Annotated in this window: 18 protein-coding genes; 9 read left to right on the forward strand and 9 right to left on the reverse strand. The window is 65.3% G+C overall.

From position 1 onward, the window contains the following. The first annotated feature begins 1 nt into the window (after position 1). A complete protein-coding gene (locus tag SO139_RS08510; RefSeq protein ID WP_449379183.1) occupies positions 2–553 on the forward strand; it encodes a cytochrome b in 552 nt (183 codons plus the stop codon). Between the two features lie 8 nt (positions 554–561). Here SO139_RS08510 and SO139_RS08515 read toward each other — a convergent pair whose 3' ends face one another. Then, complete coding sequence (locus SO139_RS08515) at positions 562–1,401, reverse strand: alpha/beta fold hydrolase (protein WP_449379182.1); 840 nt, start codon at positions 1,399–1,401, stop codon at positions 562–564. Positions 1,402–1,567: 166 nt separating this feature from the next. Between SO139_RS08515 and SO139_RS08520 the strand changes: the two genes are divergently transcribed. Further along, entirely contained in the window at positions 1,568–3,889 is a 2,322-nt protein-coding gene (locus SO139_RS08520; RefSeq protein ID WP_449379181.1) for a molybdopterin-dependent oxidoreductase, read from the forward strand. Positions 3,890–3,947: 58 nt separating this feature from the next. Here the strand turns inward: SO139_RS08520 and irr are convergent, their stop codons facing one another. The 6 genes from irr to SO139_RS08550 form a co-directional block, all read right to left on the reverse strand. Beyond that, on the reverse strand, positions 3,948–4,448 hold the full coding sequence (irr, locus tag SO139_RS08525; RefSeq protein ID WP_449379180.1) for a Fur family transcriptional regulator Irr: 501 nt from the start codon (positions 4,446–4,448) through the stop codon (positions 3,948–3,950). 87 nt (positions 4,449–4,535) lie between these two features. Then, entirely contained in the window at positions 4,536–5,093 is a 558-nt protein-coding gene (locus SO139_RS08530; RefSeq protein WP_449379179.1) for a DUF2147 domain-containing protein, read from the reverse strand. 16 nt (positions 5,094–5,109) lie between these two features. Next, positions 5,110–5,772 carry a DUF3313 domain-containing protein gene (locus tag SO139_RS08535; RefSeq protein WP_449379178.1) on the reverse strand — a complete coding sequence of 221 codons (663 nt, stop codon included), beginning with the start codon at positions 5,770–5,772 and terminating at the stop codon, positions 5,110–5,112. Between the two features lie 384 nt (positions 5,773–6,156). Next, positions 6,157–6,795, reverse strand: coding sequence for a TetR/AcrR family transcriptional regulator (locus tag SO139_RS08540; protein WP_449379177.1), 639 nt, complete (start codon positions 6,793–6,795; stop codon positions 6,157–6,159). Between the two features lie 141 nt (positions 6,796–6,936). Next, positions 6,937–7,275, reverse strand: coding sequence for a hypothetical protein (locus SO139_RS08545; RefSeq protein ID WP_449379176.1), 339 nt, complete (start codon positions 7,273–7,275; stop codon positions 6,937–6,939). 52 nt (positions 7,276–7,327) lie between these two features. Then, a complete protein-coding gene (locus SO139_RS08550; protein WP_474799276.1) occupies positions 7,328–8,056 on the reverse strand; it encodes an ArsR/SmtB family transcription factor in 729 nt (242 codons plus the stop codon). Positions 8,057–8,172: 116 nt separating this feature from the next. Between SO139_RS08550 and SO139_RS08555 the strand changes: the two genes are divergently transcribed. The 5 genes from SO139_RS08555 to SO139_RS08575 all read left to right on the forward strand — a co-directional run bounded on the left by SO139_RS08555 (position 8,173) and on the right by SO139_RS08575 (position 13,498). Next, on the forward strand, positions 8,173–8,577 hold the full coding sequence (locus tag SO139_RS08555; protein ID WP_449379222.1) for a RidA family protein: 405 nt from the start codon (positions 8,173–8,175) through the stop codon (positions 8,575–8,577). A 75-nt stretch (positions 8,578–8,652) separates the two neighbouring features. Next, positions 8,653–8,973: a hypothetical protein gene (locus SO139_RS08560; protein ID WP_449379174.1), complete on the forward strand. Its 321-nt coding sequence runs from the start codon at positions 8,653–8,655 to the stop codon at positions 8,971–8,973. Positions 8,974–9,198: 225 nt separating this feature from the next. Beyond that, positions 9,199–9,930 (forward strand): outer membrane protein, encoded by a 732-nt coding sequence (locus SO139_RS08565; RefSeq protein WP_449379173.1) that lies wholly within the window; start codon positions 9,199–9,201, stop codon positions 9,928–9,930. Positions 9,931–10,095: 165 nt separating this feature from the next. After that, positions 10,096–12,237, forward strand: coding sequence for a methyl-accepting chemotaxis protein (locus SO139_RS08570; RefSeq protein WP_449379172.1), 2,142 nt, complete (start codon positions 10,096–10,098; stop codon positions 12,235–12,237). Positions 12,238–12,436: 199 nt separating this feature from the next. Beyond that, the gene (locus SO139_RS08575) at positions 12,437–13,498 is read left to right on the forward strand and encodes an MBL fold metallo-hydrolase (RefSeq protein ID WP_449379171.1); all 1,062 of its coding nucleotides are present in this window, start codon (positions 12,437–12,439) and stop codon (positions 13,496–13,498) included. Positions 13,499–13,507: 9 nt separating this feature from the next. Here SO139_RS08575 and aroQ read toward each other — a convergent pair whose 3' ends face one another. Continuing rightward, the gene (gene aroQ, locus SO139_RS08580; protein ID WP_449379170.1) at positions 13,508–13,939 is read right to left on the reverse strand and encodes a type II 3-dehydroquinate dehydratase; all 432 of its coding nucleotides are present in this window, start codon (positions 13,937–13,939) and stop codon (positions 13,508–13,510) included. 325 nt (positions 13,940–14,264) lie between these two features. Between aroQ and hemA the strand changes: the two genes are divergently transcribed. Next, the gene (gene hemA, locus SO139_RS08585; protein WP_449379169.1) at positions 14,265–15,494 is read left to right on the forward strand and encodes a 5-aminolevulinate synthase; all 1,230 of its coding nucleotides are present in this window, start codon (positions 14,265–14,267) and stop codon (positions 15,492–15,494) included. Between the two features lie 279 nt (positions 15,495–15,773). Continuing rightward, the gene (locus SO139_RS08590) at positions 15,774–19,283 is read left to right on the forward strand and encodes a PAS domain-containing hybrid sensor histidine kinase/response regulator (protein ID WP_449379168.1); all 3,510 of its coding nucleotides are present in this window, start codon (positions 15,774–15,776) and stop codon (positions 19,281–19,283) included. 110 nt (positions 19,284–19,393) lie between these two features. Here SO139_RS08590 and SO139_RS08595 read toward each other — a convergent pair whose 3' ends face one another. Next, positions 19,394–20,065 carry a response regulator transcription factor gene (locus SO139_RS08595; RefSeq protein ID WP_027521419.1) on the reverse strand — a complete coding sequence of 224 codons (672 nt, stop codon included), beginning with the start codon at positions 20,063–20,065 and terminating at the stop codon, positions 19,394–19,396. Between the last annotated feature and the right edge of the window lie 202 nt (positions 20,066–20,267).

Consider the following 20,267-nt stretch of genomic DNA (forward strand, 5'->3'; position numbering starts at 1 on the left):
CATGCAAGTTCGTAATTCAGCCGAGGGCTATGGCGCCGTCGCGATAGCCCTGCATTGGGCGGTCGTCGCGCTGGTATTCTGCGCCTGGCTGCTGGGAGAGTTCGGCGATGCGCTGCCGCGCGGACCGCAGCGCGAAGCCGGCGAGAACATCCACATCTTCCTCGGGCTTTCGGTCTTGCTGCTGGTCGCCGTACGACTCTGCTGGCGCCTCACCGACGCGCCGCCGGCACCGGATGCCGTGATTGGCCGCTGGAGCGAGCACGCCGCGCGCGCGATGCATTATATGATGTATGCGCTGCTGGTCGCCGCGCCGGTCGCCGGCATTTTGGTGCAATTCGCCCGCGGTCAGGCCTTGCCGGTGTTCGGTCTCATCGAGATCGCCTCACCCTGGACGGCCGACCGTGCCTTCGCTCGTGACGTCAGAGAAGTGCACGAGGCGCTCGCCAACGCACTCCTGATCCTGGTCGGCCTGCATGCCGCAGCTGCGCTTGTGCATCATTACGTGCTGCACGACCGCACCCTTAAGCGCATGCTGCCGGGGGCGCGGCGCTAGCTGTGTCCTCAGACGCTCGATGCAAACGCGTCGAGCACCTTGTTGAACGCCTCCGCCTTCTCCCATTGCGGCGCATGGCCGGCGCCGTCGATCACCTGCACTTCGCCGCGCCACAACGTTGGCGCGGGCAGTCGCTGGAGATAGCCGAGATCGACGATCTGCTCGTCACGGCCGTGGACGATCGCAAGCGGAATCTTGAGATTGCGGACGATCTCGGCCTCATCGGAGATGCGGCCGGCCTGGACGTTGACGCCGAGATAGCCCCGTGCGTTGCCGTCCGTGCCGCGGAAGTCCGCGACGACGAAATCGGGGATCGGCGCATAGCCCGGCGCGAAGGCCGATTTCGTCCACTCCTCGATCTCGGCCTCGCTCGGCTTCGGCGTGAACACCGTGGCGGACAGGCCCTTGAAGCCGGAAAAGCCGTCCGGCGCCCTGCCGATCGGCGGCGTGCCGAAGATCATCAGGCCGGCGGCCGTGGGCAGCGCGCCGGCCGCATTGATCACAGCGTGGCCGCCTAGGCTCCAACCGACCACCACGGCGTTTTTCAGATCGAGCTCACGGGCGATCGCCGCGATGACGGCTGCATAACCCGCGCCCGAATAGTCGGCTTCCGGATTGGGCGGCGGCGACGAGGCGCCGTGGCCCGGCAGGTCGATCGCGATCACGCGGAATCTTGTTCCCAGCGGTCCCTGCAATTGCTTCTGCCAGATCCGGGACGAGGATGAGTTCCCGTGGATCAAGAGGATCGGGCGGCCAGTGCCTGCGCTCTCAAAGCCTGCAATTTTTTGGGCGCCGATCTGCAAGCTCAGCGGGCGCAAGGCGGGCCCTGGAAACGGTTGATCACTCATTATGGTGCCGATCTGATCGTTGAAGCCGCGGATTTCGATCCTGACCAGTCTTGCACCCCCTGCCGGCCAGCGCCATCCCCTGCGAACCGGCAGCCCACTACGGCGATTGAATATATGATGATCATCATTTAAAATCCCCTCCAGCCAGACCATGGGAGAGATGTCGATGCCGGGTACGGAATGGCGGAAGACCGCCTGCAATCTCTGTTACGTCAATTGCGGGCTGGAGGTGCGGGTCGACAATGACCGCATCACCAAGGTGCGCGGCGACCGCGAGCATCCGAAATCGCAGGGCTACCTCTGCAACAAGGCCGCACGCATCCCCTTCTATGCCCATCACCGTGACCGCTTGACCACGCCGCTGCGCCGACGCGCCGACGGCGGGTTCGACGCGATCGACTGGGACACCGCGATCGCGGAGATCGCGGGCCGGTTGCGCACGCTGGTCGAGCATCATGGCGGCAAGAGCCTTGCGCTTTATGGCGGCGGTGGCCAGGGCAATCATGCCGGTGGCGCCTATGCCAATGCGCTGCTGCGCGCGCTGGGCTCGCGCCACGTCTTCAATGCGCTGGCGCAGGAGAAGACCGGCGACTTCTGGGTCAACGGCCACATGTTCGGCAGCCAGACCTGCCACACCGCGGAGGACGTCCATCACTGCGATCTCCTGTTCGTGATCGGCGCCAATCCCTGGATCGCGCACGGCTTCCCGAACGCACGCGACCATCTCAACCAGATCAGGAAAGATCCAAACCGCAGGATGATCGTCGTCGATCCGCGCCGCTCGGAGAGCGCCGAGATGGCGGACCTGCATCTCGCCGTCCGACCCGGGGCCGATGCCTTCCTGCTCGGGGCCATTCTCACAACACTGGTGCGCCGCGACGCGGTCGACCACGCCTTCATCGCGCAGCACACGACGGGCTATGACGAGGTGCGGGAGGCGCTCCTGAGCATTCGCGTCGATGAATGGGCCGAGGCCGCCGACATCCCGATTGCGCAGATCGAGCAATGCGTCGACATGATCGTGGCGGCAAAAGCGATGACCGTGCGGGTCGAACTCGGCATCCAGCAGGGCGTTAACTCGACGCTCAACTCCTATCTCGAAAAGCTCCTGATCATGCTGACCGGCAGCTTTGGCCGGAAAGGCACCAACCAGCTCCACAGCTGGCTGCAACCCTTATGGGGCAATTCGCCGAACCAGCGATTTGCGGCCGTCGATACCGAGGTGATCGCCGGACTGCTGCCGCCGAACCTGTTCTGCGAGGCCGTGCTGACGGATCATCCCCAACGATTGCGCGGGGTTTGGGTGGACTCATCTAATCCCGCCAACACGGCCGCCAACACCGCCGAGGTCGAAAAGGCGCTGCGCGCGCTCGACCTCGTCGTCGTGGTCGACGTTGCCATGACCGAGACGGCGCAGCTCGCGCATTACGTGCTGCCGGCCTCCTCGCAATACGAGAAGACCGAGTTCACGCTGTTCAACATGGAATTTCCCAAAAACTTCTTCCATGTCCGGGCCGGCGTGGTCGCACCGCTGCCGGGGACGCTACCAGAGCCGGAGATCTACACCCGCCTGACCCGCGCGCTTGGGCTATTGCCCGGCGACAACGCGCTGGCGCCGCTGCGTGAGGCCGCGCTGCAATCGCGCGGCGCTTTTGCCGCGGAATTCCGCGCCTTCATGGGCGCCAATCCGCAGCTCGCTGCGCTCGGCGCGCTGGTGCTCTACCATACGCTGGGAGCGACCCTGCCGGACGAAACCGCAGCGGCGGCGCCGCTCTGGATGGCCGCGCTCGCCTGCGCCAAGCGTTCACCGCAGGCGGTACGGCGCGCGCTGAAGGCAGGCGCCGAGGTGCCGGATGTGTCGCTCGGCGATGCTCTGTTCGACGCCGTGGTCGGCGCACGCAACGGCACGGCCTTCACCGAGCATGATTATGACGAGGTGTGGACGCTGCTCGCCCATCCCGACCGCAAGGTGCGGCTCGCGATCACGCCGCTGCTGACCTGGCTGGGAGCGCTCGATCCGACCGCCGCGCGGCCGGGCAATGACTATCCCTTCGTGCTCGCGGCTGGCCAGCGCCGCATGTTCAACGCCAACCAGATCTTTCGCGATCCGGCCTGGCGGCGCGACGACCCCGATGGCGCGCTGCTCATCAACACGCACGATCTTGCTTCCCTCGGCGCCGACGACGGCGACTGGATCGCGGTTCGATCACCCGTAGGGCGCATCGTCGCGCGCGCCAGGCGCGATGACTCCATGCGCGATGGCCAGCTCGCGCTGCCGCACGGCTACGGCCAGGCCCACCCGACCGCAGGCGGAGAACGCCTTAGCAACGGCCCGCGGATCAACGCGCTGACCGAAAGCGGCAACCGCGACCCCATCGCCGGCACCCCCTATCACAAGCACGTCGCCGTGCGGCTCGAGCGCCTACCGGCGACGGAAGCCGCGATATATGAGGAGCAGTCGCGGCGGATACATCAGGCAACGGCTTAAACCGTATCGCAGGGCGAACCGGGCCCTTGCGAGTCGGAATTCGCAATTCGGCGGACGGCTATGATTTGCTCGCTGATGACGTTTTCCTGCGAAGATGCACGACGACGTCGAGCCGCACGATGTCGTGCCCCGGCAGAGCCTCTGGCACTTTGGTGAAGCTCAGCCCCTCGGAGACGTCAACCAGAATGTCCTCGCCTTCGAGGTAGAAGTGCGGATGCACGCTGGTGTCGGTATCGAAGAACGACTTCAGGCCATCGGCCGCGATCCGGCGCAACAGGCCCGCTTCCGTGAACTGGTTCAGCGTGTTGTAGACGGTTGCCAGCGACAGCCGAGCGTTCGCCGCGACCGCCTCCTCGAACAGCATCTCTGCGGTGACATGTCGGTGACCGTTCAGGAACAGAAGCTGCCCCAGATCCACGCGCTGGCGCGTCGGTCTCAATCCGGCATCGCGCAGCAATTGCACGCAGCGGGCAAACCCGGCATCGCGCGCATCGCAGTCCGTCTCAAGCTCAGCTTCGATGGCTTCGCCCGTGAAGGCGTTCGCCGGGAGAGTATCCATGTTGCAATCGGACCGCAGAAAGGGCTGTCCCGCTTTGATCCGGATCAAATTCGCGGCAGCACACGGGCAGCAGCCGCTACTTTCCCTTCACTTGCGTGGCTTCGGCGGCGAGGCTGCGGCCCATTCCTCGTCGGCGCGGGGACCGTTGACGTCGCCGGTCAGGCCAACGAGTTGGCCGGGCAGGACGTCGAGAGTCTGCTGCCAGGTCTGGGTCTGGCACAGGAACCTGATCAGGCACCCCTTGAGCTTCAGCTTGTCGGCCGCCTCGCGCCACAGCGAGATGGGATACCGCTTGCCGTCCTCGGCATTGTAGATCTCGCCCGCAAAGCGGCCTTCCGGTGTCGCCTCGAGGCCCATGATGAGCTGGTGGCCGAGCAGCGCGCGGGCGCGCTTGTCGGGATCGGGATTTTCACTGTCGCGCAGCGGCTGGCCGCGCGCATCTTGCGGGGTCCTCATCCAGACGATGAAGCCGCAGATGCGGTCGCGCCCCAAACCGCAGCGCTCGAGCCGGATGCGGGCGCGGCCGTCCTCGGTGAGCCAGGTGCCGGCGGGATCGCTGGGGCCCACCGCCCCGGCGCGGCCGTCGAAGATCATCAGCGCGACGGTGATCGCGATGCGGACGACGATGCGAAGAAGGATGCTCATCTCTCGGCCTCTCTCTTCAGTTCAGTTGCGCCATGAAGGCGTCGGCACCCTTGTCGATGCCGGCCGTGGCGGCGGCGAGCGAGCCGACGCTCGCCTTGATGTCGAAGGCGGCGGGATATTGTTTGGTGACGTAGGCGCTGAGCAGGCGCGAGGTCGAGGCGTCGAAGATCTCGACGCCGTAGATGACCGATCCGGTCAGCGTGCCCTCGCCGTCGCGCGCGGCCTGCACGCCGTTATAGACGGCGCCCGCGACATCGAAGCGCGACAGCGTGCCGAGCACCGGCGTGTTGGTGACTGCGCCAGTCAAGGTGAGCCGAACCCGCAGCGTGTTCGGCCCGCGTGCATTCACCAGCGCAAAGCGGCTGCGCAGTTTGTCGGCGAAGCGGTTCTGCATGTGGGCGGCAAGCGTCGTCTTGTCCTTGTCGGACATATCGCCGAACTGATGATCTCTACCGCGATAGATCACGACCGGATCGAGGATGACCTTGTCGTACGCGCGCCAGTCGACCTGCGTGGAGTAGCGATAGGGCACGCGGCCGGAGGTGTCCGACTTGTCCGGCGCCATGTAGGCCGACGACGCCATCTCCGAATAGGGCACCGGCGTCACGCTGGCGCAGCCTACCACGGATGCGCACAGCGCAAGCGTTCCCAGACCGCGCATGGCGATCGAGCGATCCATTCCATACTCCTCTTGAGGCGCAACGAGAGGCCGCGGCGACCGCAGCCGCGTACGGGACAAGAACGCGGCTGCGGTGCTCACAATTACCGGCCCAAGGCCTCTTCCGGGGCCATGATCCGAAGCCTTGGGCCGGGCCTCAGTGTCGCCATCTATAAAACCGACTAGACGGTTTGTAAAGTATCAAAATGCGATGGACACGTTTGGCCGCGGCCAGCGCCAGCCGCAGTCTCCGGACGATGCTTCCCATCGCCGGGCGAACCATGAAGGGCCGGCTCTTGCAGCTCGGCCTTCATCCTTCGAGACGCCTGCTCCGCAAGCTCCTCAGGATGAGGGGTTGGAGCGTGCCTGGCGCGGCTGATGCCGCAACGGATTCGTGGCTGCTGGTCAGGCGCGCTTGCGCGCGGTCGCGCTCTTGGCGGGTGTCGTTGCGCCTGCCTTCACAGCGCGTGGCTTGGCAGGCTTTTCCAGCGCGCTCCATTGGCTGTCGTCGAGCAGCCGCGCGAACAGGCGCTGATGCTCCTCCTTGCTGAGCGGCGACATGCCGAACAGGCCGCTGAGCAGCAGTCCGCGTGCAGCGGCCCAGCGCAGCAATGCAAGATCCGGGTCCGCGGCCTCAGCCTTGATCGCCGCGACCCTCTTCATCTCACGATCGCGCGGCAGTGACATCAGGCCGGGGTTTTCGACCATGGCCGCGACCAGCGCCAGCGCCGCCGAATTCGGCGACGCGGCCGCTTCGCGGACTGTCGCGAGCTGGGTTGCGAGCGCGGGGTTCGCGGAGGTGGCGCTCACCTTCGCCATATAGCGGTTCGAAAATTCCTCGAAATGCGCCATCTGCCGCTCGAGCAGCGCCTTGAGCACGGCTTCCTTGGTGCGGAACTGGTGCATCACGCCGCCCTTGCTCAGGCCGCTCTCGCGCGCGATGGCGTCGAGCGTCAGCCGGCCGGGTCCGTCGCGCGCAATGATGGCAATCGCCGCTTCAAGCGCAGCGTTGCGAGATCGTTCCGAGCGGGTAGCGTTGTCCATGGCGGACTTGTCACCGTGACAGGGAGATGAATCAAGTGAAAACAGGATCGCGCTGCATTTTTTGTGCGGCGGGATGCCGACTGCGCCGGGCGGCCCGCTCGCCGCCCGACCCGGACGGAACGCGCAGGCCGTATGACGCGATCAGTCGCGCGGGCGCCGTGCCTCGCGATGGTGGGCGTTCTTCACCTTGGCGACCGCATGCAGCATGGTCTTGAAGTCCTTGATCGCCTTGTCGCGCTTGAGCGTCCCGTCGACGTCCGCTTCCAGATGCTCGATCACCGCGAGCAACGCATCGGCGATCTGGCCGATCTGCTTGCCGTAGCTGCCGACATCCGACAGCACGTCCCTCTCGACCTCCGGCGCCGAGGATTGCCCGACCGTGATGTTGACGAGCCCGAACTGGCCGCCAGTGGGACTGAAGAACGACGGATAAATCGACTGCACGACATCCCCCGACAGGGGCAGCTTGAACACTGGCATGGGATTTCCCCTCGCTGACGCTCGACCGGCAGCGAGAGACTAGCACGCGAATTCATGATCGGGCATTTGATGAACCGCGGCTTCTGCCATCGCTCAGGTCGATGCCGAATGTCTTGCGCAAGCCGATCTGCCCGGACGGCGTGATGCGCACGATCCGCGTGTCGCGATCGCGCCTCAGCCAACCGAGCTCCAGGCAGCATCGTTGAATTTCCGCGCCGACGTGACCGGCGACATGATAGCGGCGCTCGCTCCAGTCCAGGCACGGGCGGCAGAAAACTCGCCTGCTCCGGGACGTCGGCGTCAGCTCGGCACCGAACAGGGAGAGGAAGCGTGTACCGGAAGCGGTCACCTCGCCGCCGTCGTCCGTGAGGACAAGGTGCCCTTTGGCAACGAGGGCATCGGCGATGGCAACCCCCAGATGACCGGCCAGATGATCGTAGCAGGTGCGCGCGAAACGGAGCTGGTCATCGCCGATCGAGCGCGGCTGGTGACGCGACGGAACCTCGATCGCGGCGACCGCCTTGATGCTTTCCAGCATCCTGGCCACCAGAGGCGACGCGATGCGGTAGTAGCGGTTGCGGCGCTTCTGGGTCACGCTAAGCAACCTCGCACCGACCAGCTTGCCGAGATGTCCGCTGGCGGTGGACTTTGATACTCGCGCCCGCGCAGCGAGCTCGCTTGCGGTCAGCGCCTGTCCGCCCATGAGCGCGGCCAGCATGGTGGCACGGGCGGTGTCGCCAACCAGCGCCGCCACTTCGACCATGTTTGCCGCCGCGACCATGGCTGATCCTATCGCGACGGCGCCGGCGCAACAACGGTGACAATTCGGCAACCGCCGAACCATCGATGGGCGGCATGCAGTAGCTTGTGGCGCCAGCAGAGCCCGGAGAAAGCAACATGAAACGAATCCGCGTGGAGCCGATTTCGACCTATCTGGAACGTCGCCGCAAAGGCCCGATCTATCCGGCGGTCGTCGCCAACGGCCTGGTCTATCTGTCCGGACTGCCGCCATTTGATCCCGAAACAGGCGAGATCAGGCCGCTGCCATTCGAGCGGCAGGCCGAAATCGTGCTCGATCAGATGAAGCACTGCCTGGAAACGGCAGGATCCTCGCTGACACGGGTCATCAAGTGCAATGTCTATTGCACGCCCACCCCCTCGCACTTCGCCGCGTTCAACGAGATATACGCCCGCTACTTCGAGGATGAATCCCCCGCCCGCATCTTCGTGCATGTCCCGTCGTGGCCCGGGCCATTCGACGTGGAGGTTGATTGCGTCGCTTTGGCAGGTCCCGGGGGATGAGACAGGCCCGCCTTCGGATCGGCCCGAATCAGCGCTAATGCATTCACCTCATCGACTTCGCTTAACTGAGGTGACATGACCGGCCCCGAACTGAAGCAATTGCGCGCCGACCTGTCCGAGGCGCTCGGCCGGGAGCTCACGGTCGCGGACATGGCGAAGCTGTGCGGCCTGCCGGCTGTGAGCGGGACAGTGACGATCCGGCGTTGGGAGGTGCGCGGGCCGAGCGCGTCGGCGGCCAAGGTGCTCCGCGTGCTCGCAATGGCAAGCGAGCGCTATCCGATCCTGGAGAAGTTCGACATCTTCGATCGTCACACCATCGCCGAGAAGGACCGGCCCGCGCAGCGCGAAAAGTTTCGCGAGCAGATGCGCGAGGAGGTGCGCAGGCGCCTGGCTTGACGGAGAGCGGCCGATCGTCTCCGCAAACCCAGCCGCGTTAAGCCTTTCTTCACCCTTTCTTAAGCCGTCGTTAAGCACGAAAAGCATTTGCCGGCCAATACGTCGGGTTGGCGGCCGCTGTGCCGCGCATGTGACAGCATTTTCATCAAAAGCCCGCTATCCGCGAAAGCAACGACGGCGCGAGATGCGCGCCTGCCGGGAATGATGCGTTGGAGTAAGAAGACGATGAAGAAGATTCTGTTCGCGACCGTTGCGCTGCTCTCGTTAAGCGCCGCCGCGCCCGCCGTCGGTGCCGATCTCGGCGCCCGCCCCTACTACAGCAAGACGCCTGCGCCGGCTTATGTCGCGCCGATCTACAACTGGACCGGCTTCTATCTCGGTGCGCATCTCGGCGGCGCGTTCTCGAGCGACAACAATTTCAACGGTCTCTCCACCGGCAACAACGGCAACGGCCGCTTCCTCGGTGGTCTGCAGGTCGGTGCGGACTGGCAATTCCACCCGAACTTCGTGGTCGGTGTCGAAGGCCAGTACTCCTGGCTCTCCGGCAGCGTCGGCGCGGTGTTCCCGAGCGGCTACGCCTACACCAACGATCAGCGCGGGCTCGGCTCGATCACCGGTCGCGTCGGTTACACCTGGGGCCCGGGTCTGGTCTACGTGAAGGGCGGCTACGCCTATTCGGACAACAACGAGCATGTGACGCTTGGCGGCGCGCCGGTCGGATTTGCGATCTCTGGCGATCATCGCAACGGCTACACCGTCGGCGCCGGACTTGAATACCTGTTCGCCCCGAACTGGTCGGCCAAGGCTGAATACCAGTACTACAATTTCGGCAGCGCCAGCTTCACCGCGCCTGCGGCGCTGGTGCCGGCCGGCAGCTTCACCACCGACGATCACACGGTGAAGGCGGGCGTCAACTACCGCTTCAATTGGGCGGGCCCGGTGGCCGCGCGTTACTGACCGCCAACCACAATCGATCTTGCGGAAAGGGCCGGCAGTCTTGCCGGCCCTTCTTTTTTCGCCGCGTGGAAAAGCGCAAGCAATTGCCTCGCTTGCGATTTTTTAACTCGCGCCCCCGATACTGCCGCCCGCAAAATATAAAGTAATGCGCGTGGGGGAATTCTGATGGCGATCCGTGTGAGCCTGGGCAGCCTCGGGCCTCGTATCTCGTTGCAGAAGTGGGGTGTGCGCGGCAGCCTGTTCGCCGCCTTCGCGGTCATTGCCGGCATGGGCCTCGTGATCTCGGCGGGCGCCGGCTACGTGCTGCAAAATCTCGGCGAACGCATGGTCGACCTGAGCGGGCGGGACATTCCGCGTCTCGCCGCAAGCCTGCAATTGTCCGCCCAGAGCGCGAGCCTCGCGGCACAGGGACCGGCACTGCTCGCCGCACCGAGCGAGGATGCTCTGAACGAGCGCACCAGGAAGCTCAAGGAATTGCAGCAGCAGGTCCAGCAGAAGCTCGGCGAGATCATCGAGCTCGGCGCCGACAAGACGGTCGTCACGGGCCTCAACGACACCATCAAGAACCTCAATGAGGCAGCGCAAAGCCTGACCTCGGCCGCCCGCGAGCGGCTCGACGTCGCGGCACTTCACGACAAGCAATACGATGCGCTGCGCAAGGCACAGGGCGATTTCGTCGGCGCGGCGAGCCCTGCGATGCTCAATGCCCAGACCCAGGTCAACGCGATTCTCGGCTCGGCGAACCTGTCGGCCGAAGACGCCAGCGAAGCGGCGCAGACCGTCGGCCAGCTCGGCAATGTCGTTGCGGCCGGCAATCTTGCGGCGGCCGACATGAGCGCAGCGCTCTCGGCCAACACCGCCGACAAGCTCGACGACATCCAGAAGGATTTCAAGACGGCCCAGGGGCGCCTGCGCTCGAACCTCGACCTGCTGCCGGACAATCAGGGCAGCAAGATGCTGCGCGAGACGGCCGAAAAGCTGCTTGCGCTCGGCACCGGGAAGACCGGCGTGTTCAACCTGCGCGAGAAGGAGCTCGACGCCACCGACTACGGCCAGACCGTGCTCGACGAAACCCGCAAGCTCAATGTCGGCCTCGGCATCAGCGTGCAGCAATTGGTCGAAGGTGTGCAAAAGGAGACCAACGACTCGACCTTCCAGGCGCGCAGGCAGATTTCGTTCGCCACCATGGTCATGCTGGCGCTGGGCGCGCTGACCCTGGTCGGCTCGGTGCTGTTCGTGTGGCTCTATGTCGGACGCAACATCCTGCGGCGCATCGGCGGGCTGCAGCGCGCGATGCAGCTGCTCTCGGCCGGCGATCTCGACGCAGAGATCGTCCGCACCAGACATAGTGACGAGATCGGCGCCATGACCGACACGCTTCAGGTGTTCCGCCAGAGCATGATCGAGGCCCGTGCACTCGCCGGCGAGCAGGACAAGGACCGCGTCGCCAAGGCGGAGCGCGCCGCGCGCATGGAGGCGCAGATCGGATCGTTCGAAGGCACCGTGCGCACAGCCCTCGACAGCCTCGCCCAATCGGCCAATTCGATGCAGGCGACCGCGCAGAGCATGTCGTCGACGGCCGACCAGTCGAACGCGCTGGTCAACGCCGTGGCGTCGGCCGCCGAGGAGACCTCGGTCAACGTGCAGACGGTGTCGGCCGGCACCGAGCAATTGTCGTCCTCGATTGCCGAGATCAGCCGCCAGGTCGTCACCTCGGCCGAGATCGCCAAGAAGGCGGTCCACGAAGCCGGCGCGACCGACGCGACCGTGCAAGGCCTTGCAGACAGCGCAAGCCGCATCAGCGTGGTCGTCGATCTGATCCAGACCATCGCCTCGCAGACCAATCTGCTCGCGCTCAACGCCACGATCGAAGCGGCGCGCGCGGGCGAGGCCGGCCGCGGCTTCGCGGTGGTCGCCTCCGAAGTAAAGAGCCTCGCGAGCCAGACCGCGAAAGCCACGGACGAGATCCGCACCCAGATCGCCAGCATGCAACAGGTCACGACCTCTGCGGTCGGCGCGATCAGGGGCATCGGCCAGATCATCGGCGAGATCAACGACGTGACCACGTCGATCGCCGCCGCCGTCGAGGAACAGGGGGCAGCGACACGCGAGATCGCCCGCAACATCCAGCACGCCGCGGGAGGCACCAGCGAGGTGTCCAGCAACATCGTCGGCGTCTCCACGGCCTCGGCCGAAGCCGGCGCTGCGGCGACCGAGGTGCTGAGCGCCTCCGATGCGCTGCGCCGCGAGGCCGACGTGCTGCGCGGAGAGGTCGACGCGTTCCTCAGCAATATCCGCGCGGCCTAAGACTTCTCTTCCGTCATTCCGGGGCGCCTCGAAGAGGCGAACCCGGAATCTCGCGCCACAACCTCCGCATTCCGGGTTCGCGGCTTTGCCGCGCCCCGGAATGACATCGTGTCCGCCCGCCGGAATGACGGCCATGCGAAGGCCACCCCACGTGGTTTTTCGGCTGGCGTCCGGCCCGATGTGCGGGTACCGATAGTCCATGCATTCGAAGAGCGACAGCGTACAGTCCTCGGCCGAGGCCCTGCGCTACCCCTGGGAACAGCATCCCGGCCCCGAAGAGGTCGTGGAGGTGCGCCCCGGTGTGTTGTGGGTGCGGCTCAAACTGCCGTTCCGCCTCAACCATGTGAACATCTACCTGCTCGCCGACGGCGACGGCTATGCGATGATCGACTCCGGCTTCGGCAATGAGGAGACGATCGAGGCCTGGACAAAACTGTTCGACGGGCCGCTCAGAAGCGTCCATATCACGCGCTTGATCGTCACCCATTCGCACCCCGACCATGTTGGCCTGGCGGGCTGGATCGTCGAGCGGTTCAACTGTCCGCTCGAGATGTCGCAGGTTGAATATCTGCAATCGGTCTATCACCAGAACCGTGGCACCGAGGAGCGGCGCAACGCGCAGCGGCTGTTCTTCCGTCGCCATGGCATGGACGAGACGCTGACCGACAAGCTGCTCGGCCGCGGCCAGGAATATCTGAAACGCGTGTCGGTGCTGCCGGCCTCCTACCGCCGCATCTCGCATGGCGACGAGGTCGTGATCGGCCCGCGCCGCTTCAAGGTGATCACTGGCGGCGGTCATGCGCTCGACCAGGTGATGCTGTATTGCGCGGATGACAAGCTGTTCCTCTCCGCCGACCAGGTGCTGAGCAAGATCTCGCCGAACGTCAGCGTCTGGGCGGTCGAGCCCGACCAGAACTCGCTCGGCGAATATCTGGCCTCGCTCGCGAGCCTCACCACCACGCTGCCCTATGACGTGCTGGTGCTGCCCGGCCACGGCGTGCCGTTCTACGGCTTGAAGACCCGCATCAAGCAGCTCGCCGACCATCACGAGGAGCGCTGCCGCATGATCGCGGAAGCGTGCCGCGAGGTGCCGCAGACCTCGTCCCAGCTCGTGCCGGTCGTGTTCCACAAGCACGTGCTCGATGCCCACCAGATGGGCTTTGCCGCGGGCGAATTGATCGCCCACGTCAACTACATGCTGGTCGAGGGACGGCTGACCGCGGAAGAGAGGGACGGCGTGCTCCAGTTCAGGACGACCTGAGCGCGCGCCTCACTTCATCTGCGCGATCGCGTGCATCGCCGCGATGTAGCCGTAGGGCCCGAGCCCGCAGATCACGCCGGTCGCCACGAACGAAATCTTCGAGTGCCGGTGATATTCGTCGCGGGCGTGGATGTTGGAGATATGCACCTCCAGCACCGGGCCCTCGAACGCCTTGATCGCGTCCATGATCGCGACGGACGTGAAGGAGAAGCCAGCCGGATTGATGATGACGGCATTGGCATCCTGCCGCGCCGACTGGATCAGGTCCACCAGAACGCCCTCGTGATTGGACTGGTGGAAGGCGACCGAGAGATCGAGCCTTACAGCGGCCTCCTCGCAGCTAGCCTTGATCTGGGCAAGTGTCGTCGTTCCGTAGATGTGCGGCTCGCGCACGCCGAGGAGATTGAGGTTCGGGCCGTTCAGGATCATCACTCGTTTCATGGCGCTTCCCTTTGCAAGAGCTCTCCGCGAGGCCGGCGGCACCGCAGCCCCTTCTGGAGAAGGGCCACGAGCCCGGCTTAACCGGTTCCGCGATCATGACCGGCGAAGCGCCATGGACAAAATGTCCATGCCGCCGCGAAGGCGACCGCGCAGTCCAAGGAGCTGGCGTGCGGCGGCACTAGCCGGTTGATCCACATCAATTATTGCTGACGGCCGGCCGCTATGAATGGTCCTGCCCGCCGCATTGCCAAATGTGAGCTGGCGCATAGACATTAGAGCTTGAAAAGCTCTAAGAAGATTAGCCAGTTCCGCTGCAGGTCTGCCGATGGATTACAACGCGTACTTCAATTCCGCCCTCGATCGCCTCCACGCCGAGCGGCGCTATCGCGTGTTCGCCGATCTCGAGCGTATGGCCGGCAGGTTCCCGCACGCGGTGTGGCATTCGCCCAAGGGCAAGCGCGACGTCGTGATCTGGTGCTCCAACGACTACCTCGGCATGGGCCAGCACCCGAAGGTGGTCGGCGCCATGGTCGAGACCGCGACCCGGGTCGGCACCGGCGCGGGCGGCACCCGCAACATCGCCGGCACCCATCATCCGCTGGTGCAGCTCGAAGCCGAGCTTGCCGATCTCCATGGCAAGGAGGCCGCTCTCCTCTTCACATCCGGCTACGTCTCGAACCAGACCGGCATCGCGACGATCGCCAAGCTCATCCCGAACTGCCTGATCCTGTCGGACGAGCTCAACCACAATTCGATGATCGAGGGCATCCGCCAATCCGGCTGCGAGCGCATCGTATTCCGCCACAACGACCTCGCCGATCTCGAAGCGCTCTTGAAGGCCGCCGGCCCGAACCGGCCAAAACTGATCGCCTGCGAGAGCCTCTATTCGATGGACGGCGACGTCGCCCCGCTCGCAAAGATCTGCGACCTGGCCGAGAAATACGGCGCGATGACCTATGTGGACGAGGTTCATGCCGTCGGCATGTACGGCCCGCGCGGCGGCGGCATCGCCGAGCGTGACGGCGTCATGCATCGCATCGACATCCTGGAAGGTACGCTGGCGAAAGCCTTCGGCTGCCTTGGCGGCTATATCGCGGCCAACGGCCAGATCATCGACGCCGTGCGCTCCTATGCGCCGGGCTTCATCTTCACCACCGCGCTGCCGCCAGCGATCTGCTCGGCCGCAACCGCCGCGATCAAGCACCTGAAGACCTCGAGCTGGGAGCGCGAGCGCCATCAGGACCGCGCCGCGCGCGTCAAGGCGATCCTGGATGCCGCCGGCCTGCCGGTGATGTCGAGTGACACCCACATCGTGCCGCTGTTCGTCGGCGATCCCGAGAAGTGCAAGCAGGCCTCCGACCTGCTCTTGGAAGAGCACGGCATCTACATCCAGCCGATCAACTATCCCACCGTCGCCAAGGGCACCGAGCGGCTGCGCATCACGCCCTCGCCCTATCACGACGACGGCCTGATCGATCAGCTCGCCGAAGCCCTCCTCCAGGTCTGGGACCGCCTCGGCCTGCCGCTGCGCCAGAAGTCGCTGGCGGCGGAGTAAGTCGCGCTGGCCCAGCGCGATGAATCCACCCACACCCTTCCCGGGCTACCCCCTCCCCAGCAAAGGGGGAGGGACAGGGAGTGGGGTGCCAAACGGGGACTCTCTCGGTAGGCCTGAGGCCGCCCTGCGATCATGACGACGCAGCTTAACGACGATGATGGTTCCTGCGGCAACTGGAAAAATGGCTGTCGCTTGCGGCGAGCTTAAGCGCTAGATTTTCTTCGGAAAATGAGATCAGACGCGGCTTTCGCCGCGACGCAAGGGAGAGGTTCCCCAGCAATGCTGCACGACTGGGGCGTGATCGCAGCCGCTTTCGGCTATATCGGCTTTTTATTCCTGGTAGCGAGCCACGGCGACCGCCGCTCCCAGGCTAAAGCCGGCCGTGCCTCCGGCCTGATCTACCCGCTCTCGCTGGCGATCTACTGCACCTCCTGGACCTTCTTCGGCTCGGTCGGCTTCGCCACCCGCACCTCGACCGACTTCCTCGCGATCTATGTCGGCCCGGTCCTGATGATCGGGATCGGCACCGGCATCCTGCGCCGCGTGATCCAGCTCGCCAAGGCACAGAACATCACCTCGATCGCCGACTTCATCGGCGCACGCTACGGCAAGAGCCAGGCGGTGGCGGCAACGGTCGCTCTGATCGCGATCATCGGCTCGGTGCCCTATATCGCCCTGCAACTGAAGGCCGTCGCCTCCTCGCTCGAAACCATCTTGAGCGAGGACCAGGCCTTCTCCCACATCCCGATCCTCGGCGACATGGCGCTGATGGTGACGCTGGCGATGGCGGCCTTCGCGGTCCTGTTCGGCACGCGGCAGACCGACGCCACCGAGCACCAGCACGGCCTGATGCTCGCGGTCGCCACCGAATCCATCGTCAAGCTGGTGGCGTTCCTCGCCGCCGGCGCCTTCGTCACCTTCTGGATGTTCTCACCGCACGAATTGATCGAGCGCGCGATGAAGACGCCGGAGGCGGTGCGCGCCATCAACTATTCGCCCTCGATCGGCAACTTCCTGACCATGACGCTGCTATCGTTCTGCGCAGTCATGCTGCTGCCGCGCCAGTTCCACGTCAGCGTGGTGGAGAACTCGTCCGATGCCGAGGTCGGCCGCGCCCGCTGGCTGTTCCCGCTCTATCTCGTCGCCATCAACGTCTTCGTGATCCCGATCGCGCTCGCCGGTCTCGTGACCTTCCCGTTCGGCGCGATCGATCCCGACATGTACGTTCTGGCGCTGCCGATGGAGGGCGGCAACGACCTGCTCAGCGTCGCCATCTTCGTCGGCGGATTGTCGGCGGCGACCGCGATGGTGATCGTGGAATGCGTCGCGCTCTCCATCATGGTCTCCAACGACCTCGTGGTGCCGCTGGTGCTGAAGCGGCGGCCCGAGGGCCGCGCCGGCGCGACGGATTTCATCGACTTCCTGCTGCGCTCGCGGCGCCTCGCGATCTTCGCCATCATGGTGATGGCCTATTTCTATTATCGCGCACTCGGCAACACCCAGCTCGCGGCGATTGGTCTTCTGTCCTTTGCCGCCATCGCCCAGCTTGCGCCGAGCTTCTTCGGCGGCCTGTTGTGGCGGCGTGCCACCGCGCGCGGCGCCATCGGCGGCATGCTGGTCGGCTTCGCCATGTGGCTCTACACGCTGTTCCTGCCGAGCTTCCTCGACTCCTCGACCTCGGGCATCCTGCTGCTTCAGCATGGTCCGTTCGGCCTCGAGGCGTTGCGGCCGCAGGCGCTGTTCGGCGCCGACCTTCCGCCGCTGCTGCATGGCGTCGCCTGGTCGCTGTCGCTCAACGTCCTCACCTACGTGCTGCTCTCGCTGGCGCGCCAGCCGAGCTCGATCGAGCTCGTGCAGGGTGACCTGTTCGTTCCCAACACGCTCGCGCCGATCGCGCCGAATTTCCGCCGCTGGCGCACCACCGTCACCGTGCAGGACATCCAGAGCACGGTGGCGCAATATCTCGGGCCCGAGCGCGCGCGGCAATCCTTCGAGGCGTTTGCGTCACGGCGCAATGTGCGGCTCGAAGCGGGCGCACCGGCCGATTTCGAACTGTTGCAGCACGCCGAGCACATGATCGCCTCCTCGATCGGGGCGGCCTCCTCGCGCCTCGTGATGTCGCTCCTGCTGCGCAAGCGGACCGTGTCGGCAAAAGCCGCGCTCAAACTGCTCGACGATTCCCATGCGGCACTGCATTTCAACCGCGAGATCCTCCAGACCGCGCTCAATCATGTGCGCCAGGGCATCGCGGTGTTCGACGAGGACTTGCAGCTGATCTGCTCGAACCGGCAGTTCGGCGAATTGCTGAGCGTGCCGCCGCATTTCATCCAGTTCGGTACGCCGCTGCGCGAAATCCTGGAATTCATGGGCGCCGGCAACCCGGCGGAAGTCGACGATCACGAGGCGATGCTGGCGCGGCGGCTCGTCGCCTATACGACCGACAGCGCGCCGTATCTGGAGCGCCTGCCCGACCGCCATATGGTCATCGAAGTCCTGACCAATCGCATGCCCGGTGGCGGCTTCGTCATCACCTTCACCGACGTCACCCCGTCCTTCGAGGCGGCCGAGGCGCTCGAGCGCGCCAACGCCACGCTGGAAAAGCGGGTGCGCGACCGCACCGAGGAGCTGACGCGACTGAACTCGGAGCTGGCGCGGGCGAAGAGCACCGCCGAAGACGCCAACATTTCCAAGACGCGCTTCCTCGCCGCGGCGAGCCACGACATCCTCCAGCCGCTGAACGCCGCGCGGCTCTACGCGACGAGCCTGGTGGAGCGTCAGCATGGCGGCGAAGAGACGCGGCTGGTCGAGAACATCGACGAATCGCTGCAGGCGATCGAGGAGATCCTGGGCGCGCTGCTCGATATCTCGCGGCTGGATGCGGGCGCCATGACGACCTCGATCTCGAGCTTCAAGATCGGCGACCTCATGCGGTCGCTGGAGATCGAGTTCGCGCCGATCGCGCGCGCCAAGGGCTTGCGGCTGACCTTCATGCCCTGCTCGCTGGCGGTCAAATCGGACCGGCTGCTGCTGCGTCGCCTGCTGCAGAACCTGATCTCCAACGCGATCAAATACACGCCGCGCGGGCGTGTGCTGGTCGGCTGCCGCCGCCAGGGGCCATCGCTGAAAGTCTGCGTCTACGACACCGGCGTCGGCATCCCTGCCGTGAAGCGCAGCGAGATCTTCAAGGAATTCCACCGCCTCGAGCAGGGCGCGCGGATCGCGCGCGGCCTGGGACTGGGCCTGTCGATCGTCGAGCGCCTGGCGCGCGTGCTCAAGCACGGCATCGCCATCGATGCCAATGCGAGCGGCGGCTCGATGTTCTCGGTAACGGTGCCGACCGCCAAGGCGGCAACCCATACTGCGGCCGTGACCAGCGCCACGCCGCTCGCACGCACGCCGATTGCCGGCGCGCTGATCGTATGCATCGAGAACGACGCAGCAATCCTCGACGGCATGCGCACGCTGCTGAAAGCCTGGAATGCCGAGGTCATCGCGGTCGCTGATCCCGAGGGTGCGATCAGTGCGATCGAGGCGGCCGGCCGCAACGTGACAGGCCTGCTCGTCGACTATCATCTCGACCGCGGCAACGGCATCGCCGCCATCCGCGACATCCGCCGCCGCTTCGGCGACAACATACCGGCGATCCTGATCACCGCCGACCGCAGCCCGGCCGTGCAGGTCGCCGCGCGCGAGGAGCAGATCGCGGTGCTGAACAAGCCGGTGAAGCCGGCTTCGCTGCGGGCTCTGCTCGGGCAATGGCGCACGCAGCAGATGGTGGCTGCGGAGTGAGACGTCGTCATTCCGGGGCGCGAAGCGAACCCGGAATCTCGAGATTCTCAGGTGCGCAATTGCGCACCATAGTTCGATGCTTCGCATCGCCCCGGAATGACAGCCAAGGATCACTCCGTCGGCGTGCCCTGCTTCCACTGGCCGCCGGCGATCTTGGCGGCGGCGATCACGGCCTGGGTACGGCTCTCCACGCCGAGCTTTTGCAGGATCGCGGAGACGTGGGCCTTGATGGTCGCCTCGGAGACGCCGAGCTCATAGGCGATCTGCTTGTTGAGGAGACCTTCCGATAGCATCATCAGCACCCGCACCTGCTGCGGCGTCAGCGTCACCAGGCGGTCGCGCAGGCGCATCATATCGGGATCGGCGGCGGAGTTGAGGTCGGTATCCGGGGGCACCCAGACATCGCCGTCCATCACCTTCAGGATGGCGTCACGCAGGGTCTCGACGCCGAACCGCTTGGGAATGAAACCGGAGGCGCCGAAGTCGAGGGAGCGGCGGATCGTGGCGCTGTCGTCGGACGCCGAGACGATGACCACCGGGATCGCCGGATATTGCGCACGCAGATAGATCAGGCCCGAAAAGCCGGAGATACCGGGCATCGACAGGTCAAGCAGGACCAGATCGACATCGGAATCCTGTTCCAGGAGCTTGGTCAGGTCCTCGAACGATCCGGCCTCGTCGACCCGCGCCGAGGTCAGAACGCCAGCCACTGCCTGGCGCAGCGCATCGCGGAACAGGGGATGGTCATCGGCGATGACGAGGCGGGTTGCGGGAGCGTTCATCGATCTCTTGCTGTCGTTGTGGTCGGGCCAACAAGCCAGGGCGCCGGCGGGCCAATTCTTCCCCGAGCGGCCGTGGCATGCAAGCCCACATTATCCCTTTGCCGCAAAGGGGTTAATCCCGATATTCTACTTGGCGCGGCGTTGCATGCCAGCAGCCGTCAGCCACGCGTCAGTGCGAAAGGCCGAAAGTCGTATTGGGGCC

Source organism: Bradyrhizobium sp. UFLA05-89 (assembly GCF_059803475.1).

Bases quoted from the DNA above. Each gene is read 5' to 3' on its own strand.
- SO139_RS08510 (WP_449379183.1), top strand. From the start codon at position 2: ATGCAAGTTCGTAATTCAGCCGAGGGCTATGGCGCCGTCGCGATAGCC.
- SO139_RS08515 (WP_449379182.1), bottom strand. From the start codon at position 1,401: ATGAGTGATCAACCGTTTCCAGGGCCCGCCTTGCGCCCGCTGAGCTTG.
- SO139_RS08520 (WP_449379181.1), top strand. From the start codon at position 1,568: ATGCCGGGTACGGAATGGCGGAAGACCGCCTGCAATCTCTGTTACGTC.
- irr (WP_449379180.1), bottom strand. From the start codon at position 4,448: ATGGATACTCTCCCGGCGAACGCCTTCACGGGCGAAGCCATCGAAGCT.
- SO139_RS08530 (WP_449379179.1), bottom strand. From the start codon at position 5,093: ATGAGCATCCTTCTTCGCATCGTCGTCCGCATCGCGATCACCGTCGCG.
- SO139_RS08535 (WP_449379178.1), bottom strand. From the start codon at position 5,772: ATGGATCGCTCGATCGCCATGCGCGGTCTGGGAACGCTTGCGCTGTGC.
- SO139_RS08540 (WP_449379177.1), bottom strand. From the start codon at position 6,795: ATGGACAACGCTACCCGCTCGGAACGATCTCGCAACGCTGCGCTTGAA.
- SO139_RS08545 (WP_449379176.1), bottom strand. From the start codon at position 7,275: ATGCCAGTGTTCAAGCTGCCCCTGTCGGGGGATGTCGTGCAGTCGATT.
- SO139_RS08550 (WP_474799276.1), bottom strand. From the start codon at position 8,056: ATGGTCGCGGCGGCAAACATGGTCGAAGTGGCGGCGCTGGTTGGCGAC.
- SO139_RS08555 (WP_449379222.1), top strand. From the start codon at position 8,173: ATGAAACGAATCCGCGTGGAGCCGATTTCGACCTATCTGGAACGTCGC.
- SO139_RS08560 (WP_449379174.1), top strand. From the start codon at position 8,653: ATGACCGGCCCCGAACTGAAGCAATTGCGCGCCGACCTGTCCGAGGCG.
- SO139_RS08565 (WP_449379173.1), top strand. From the start codon at position 9,199: ATGAAGAAGATTCTGTTCGCGACCGTTGCGCTGCTCTCGTTAAGCGCC.
- SO139_RS08570 (WP_449379172.1), top strand. From the start codon at position 10,096: ATGGCGATCCGTGTGAGCCTGGGCAGCCTCGGGCCTCGTATCTCGTTG.
- SO139_RS08575 (WP_449379171.1), top strand. From the start codon at position 12,437: ATGCATTCGAAGAGCGACAGCGTACAGTCCTCGGCCGAGGCCCTGCGC.
- aroQ (WP_449379170.1), bottom strand. From the start codon at position 13,939: ATGAAACGAGTGATGATCCTGAACGGCCCGAACCTCAATCTCCTCGGC.
- hemA (WP_449379169.1), top strand. From the start codon at position 14,265: ATGGATTACAACGCGTACTTCAATTCCGCCCTCGATCGCCTCCACGCC.
- SO139_RS08590 (WP_449379168.1), top strand. From the start codon at position 15,774: ATGCTGCACGACTGGGGCGTGATCGCAGCCGCTTTCGGCTATATCGGC.
- SO139_RS08595 (WP_027521419.1), bottom strand. From the start codon at position 20,065: ATGAACGCTCCCGCAACCCGCCTCGTCATCGCCGATGACCATCCCCTG.